Origin of the sequence: Brevibacterium picturae, from assembly GCF_030453725.1 — a bacterium.
GTDB classification, from domain to species: domain Bacteria; phylum Actinomycetota; class Actinomycetes; order Actinomycetales; family Brevibacteriaceae; genus Brevibacterium; species Brevibacterium sandarakinum_A.
Genome location: NZ_JAKDJU010000254.1, coordinates 1 through 3,127, shown reverse-complemented (window position 1 = coordinate 3,127; position 3,127 = coordinate 1). Strand labels below are relative to the sequence as shown.

Here is a 3,127-nt window from a genome sequence, read left to right as displayed (position 1 = left end):
GTGCTCTCGGTCAGTGAAGGTCGAGGGCCTCGACCACCTCGGCGACTCGTCGCTTCTGAGCAACGCTGAGGCCGAGGATCGGCAGAGGCAACGATGGCGCGGCGACGAGTTCGAGGTGTTCTGCAATCGCGGCGGCGACTCGAAGGCTGCCGCCGAATTCCGCGAAGAGATCCCACAGCGGTTGGAGATCGGCGGAGAGTTCCGAGGCTCGCGCGGTCTCACCGTTGAGGGCGGCCCGGGTGATGGTGAGCATCGGGGTCGGGAGAGTGCCGCCGACTGCCGTGTACCAGGCGTCGCAGCCGGCGTTGAGTCCTGCCGCCCCGAACGCGTCGCCGGAGATCCCGATCGTCACCCGGTTGCCGGTGGCGACGCGGATTCGCTCGACGTGCGCAGCACATTCCGGCGGCGACAGAGGAACCCCGGGGATTTTGATCGAGGCCACACCGTCCAGCTCGGCCAGGCGGGCGTAGAGATCGGTGGTGAAGGTGAAATGCGTGGTTCCGGGATTGTCGTAGACGACGATGGGAAGATCGGTTGCCGAGGTGACCGTGCGGAAGAGTTCGAACACATCGCCCTCGGTCAGCGGCTGGTAGCTCACGGGTGCGAGCAGGAGCCCCTGGGCACCCGCAGCTTCAGCCGCACGCACGTTGGCCAGCACCTCCCGCGTGCGCAGGGCGCCGACCCCGACGAACACGGGAGTCCCGGCAGCATGGTCGACGGTCAGCTGCGCGACTCGGGCTCGTTCGTCCGTGCTGAGGTAGACATACGATCCCGTCGACCCCAGTGCGGTGATCGAATCGACACCGGCTGCGACGAGACGCTCGATCAGGCCCGCATATGCAGCCTCGTCGACCTCCTCGTCACGGATCGGGGTCAGCGGGAACGCGCTCAGACCGGTGAACAATGTACGGGAAGTGCTGGTCGGGTCTGTCATGTCTCAGTTTCTGTGGAAGCTGTCGAGCGCAGGTAGTGCTCGAGTGTGTGGAAATCGGGTTGAGCGTCGGGGACCATCACTGCGTCGGCACCGACGGCATTGGCCACCGCCAGCGATCGTTGCCGGGAGCATCCCGAAGCCAGAGCGATCGTGAGGCCCGCGCAGAACGCGTCCCCGGCGCCGACGGTGCTGACCGGTTGGCGCGGCAGAGCCTTCGCGAAGGCCACCCGCCGACCGTGTTCGTACAGGGCCGACCCTTTCGGGCCATAGGTGATCGCCACGAGCTTCGCCTCGTGCAGCTGCGGGAGCAGATCGTATTCGGTTTCGTTGACGATGATGAGATCGGCTCGATCGACCACCTCGGCGGGCAGAGGCAGTGCGGGGGCGGCGTTGATGACGAATCGACCGTGGACGGCATGTGACAGTTCTGTGATCAGATCGAGGGAAACCTCAAGCTGAGTGAGCACTGTCTCGTGTGCCTGGAATTCGCAGTCGGCGATGCTCACATGCGCGTTCGCGCCCTCGCAGACCGCGATCTGATTCTCTCCGTCGGCATCGACCATGATGAGGGCCGTCCCTGTCTCTGAACCGACGGTGGCGACATCATCGAGTCCGACACCGGCTCGTTGCAGCGCCTGTTTCATCGCCGTACCGGAGGCATCGGAGCCGACGGCGCCGATCATTCTGGTCCGCGCGCCCAATCGCGCCGCGGTCGCCGCCTGATTGGCGCCCTTGCCGCCCGGGCTGCGGACGAGCCGGCCCCCGCCGACGGTTTCACCGGCAGCGGGCAGGCGATGGGTGACGGCGGTGATATCGGCGTTGATGCTGCCGACGACGGTGAGGTCGAGGTCAACGGCCATGGGCTCCTCCCGTCAGTCCAAGCTTGCCTTGGGGCCGCCCTCGCGCCCCGCAACTGATGTCGGCACCCGAGATGAGTCTCGGGTGCCGACATGTCGTGGTGATGTAGACACCACTAGCCGCGGTTGACGAGTCAGGCGCCGATGGCGACGAGCTCGACCGGGATGTTTCCGCGTGTGGCCTTCGAGTAGGGGCACAGTTCGTGGGTGCGGTCGACGACTTTCTGCGCGGTGTCCTGATCGACGCCCGGGATGGTCACTGTGAGCTTGACGCTGATGCCGAAGCTCTCGCCCTCCTTGCCGATTCCGACCTCGGAGTTGACGACGGACTTCGAGGTGTCGACCTTGAGCTCCTTGCCGGCCAGGCCCATTGCACCTTGGAAGCAGGCACCGTAGCCGACGGCGAAGAGCTGCTCCGGATTGGTCCCTCCACCGGGCCCGCCCATCTCTTCGGGGCTGCGCAGGTCGACGTCGAGTGCTTTGTCGTCCGTGGCTCCGTGCCCGTCACGGCCTCCCGTGATTTCGGCCTTGGCGGTGTAGGCAATGCTCTCTGGGGTGTTCATAGCACGTCTCCTGTTCGTCGAATCGTGATCTCACAGATCGGGTCCTTCACGAGGAAGGCACCTGCGACCGAGTATTGTCACTTCACCGACAGAAGTCCAGACCTGCGGGTTCCTGATCAGCTGAAAGAGAAATGGGTTCAGCGAGGCGGAACCGATGTGAAGAAAGCCGAGCGGGAATGCGAGAGGCCCCGGAGTCCTTATTCTCTCGGATTCCGGGGCCTCTCGGTTCGGGGTGAGTAACGGGACTTGAACCCGCGACATCCGCGACCACAACGCGGCGCTCTACCAGCTGAGCTATACCCACCACATGCGCTGCACCAGGTGCAGACAGCAAGATACATCCTAACCTCACTCAGGCACCCGGGCAAACTCTCAGCACTTATGGTGCACAATGAGACACAGATCTCCTGACGTGCAACGATTCAGTAGCGATGTATAACGGTTTCGGTAAAACGGTAGGAGCACCTGATCATATTCAATAGTATTGTCTCGGTCCCATCGTCGATACTGCTCAAGGAACCCTGTACATGGCTCGTGCGCTGATCTCCGTCTCTGAAGACGGGTTCACCTACCTCACCCTCAATGGGGCGACGAGTCGCTACTCCGACACCGGACAGGCCATGACCTACCTTGGCGACTATGCCAGGGAGACTGCGACCCAAGTGCCCGTTACCATCGACGACGGCAAACAGGAAGTCGACGTTGTCCTCGACGAGACCGGCAAGATCGCCCCCGCCGCTTCGGCATCCTCTGCTCCTCCCACTCCCCCCGAG

At 63.8% G+C, this 3,127-nt stretch carries 3 protein-coding genes, 1 tRNA gene and 1 pseudogene; 1 reads left to right on the top strand and 4 read right to left on the bottom strand.

Annotated elements, in window-relative coordinates:
* Nucleotides 1-10: 10 nt before the first annotated feature.
* The 4 genes from L0G76_RS15095 to L0G76_RS15080 all read right to left on the bottom strand — a co-directional run bounded on the left by L0G76_RS15095 (nucleotide 11) and on the right by L0G76_RS15080 (nucleotide 2,658).
* Entirely contained in the window at nucleotides 11-934 is a 924-nt protein-coding gene (locus L0G76_RS15095) for a dihydrodipicolinate synthase family protein (RefSeq protein ID WP_304357969.1), read from the bottom strand.
* Nucleotides 931-1,794, bottom strand: a complete 864-nt coding sequence (locus L0G76_RS15090; protein ID WP_304357968.1) for a ribokinase — start codon at nucleotides 1,792-1,794, stop codon at nucleotides 931-933. Before L0G76_RS15090 ends, L0G76_RS15095 begins: the two co-directional genes overlap by 4 nt.
* Nucleotides 1,795-1,925: 131 nt before the next feature.
* The gene (locus L0G76_RS15085) at nucleotides 1,926-2,354 is read right to left on the bottom strand and encodes an organic hydroperoxide resistance protein (RefSeq protein ID WP_304357967.1); all 429 of its coding nucleotides are present in this window, start codon (nucleotides 2,352-2,354) and stop codon (nucleotides 1,926-1,928) included.
* A 231-nt stretch (nucleotides 2,355-2,585) separates the two neighbouring features.
* A tRNA-His gene (locus L0G76_RS15080) sits at nucleotides 2,586-2,658 on the bottom strand.
* Between the two features lie 223 nt (nucleotides 2,659-2,881).
* Here L0G76_RS15080 and L0G76_RS15075 point away from each other — a divergent pair.
* A pseudogene (locus L0G76_RS15075) lies at nucleotides 2,882-3,127 on the top strand (hypothetical protein); the annotation flags it as partial.

What these genes read in the sequence shown, in the direction of transcription:
- L0G76_RS15095 (WP_304357969.1), bottom strand. Translation starts at nt 934, where the DNA reads ATGACAGACCCGACCAGCACTTCCCGTACATTGTTCACCGGTCTGAGC.
- L0G76_RS15090 (WP_304357968.1), bottom strand. Translation starts at nt 1,794, where the DNA reads ATGGCCGTTGACCTCGACCTCACCGTCGTCGGCAGCATCAACGCCGAT.
- L0G76_RS15085 (WP_304357967.1), bottom strand. Translation starts at nt 2,354, where the DNA reads ATGAACACCCCAGAGAGCATTGCCTACACCGCCAAGGCCGAAATCACG.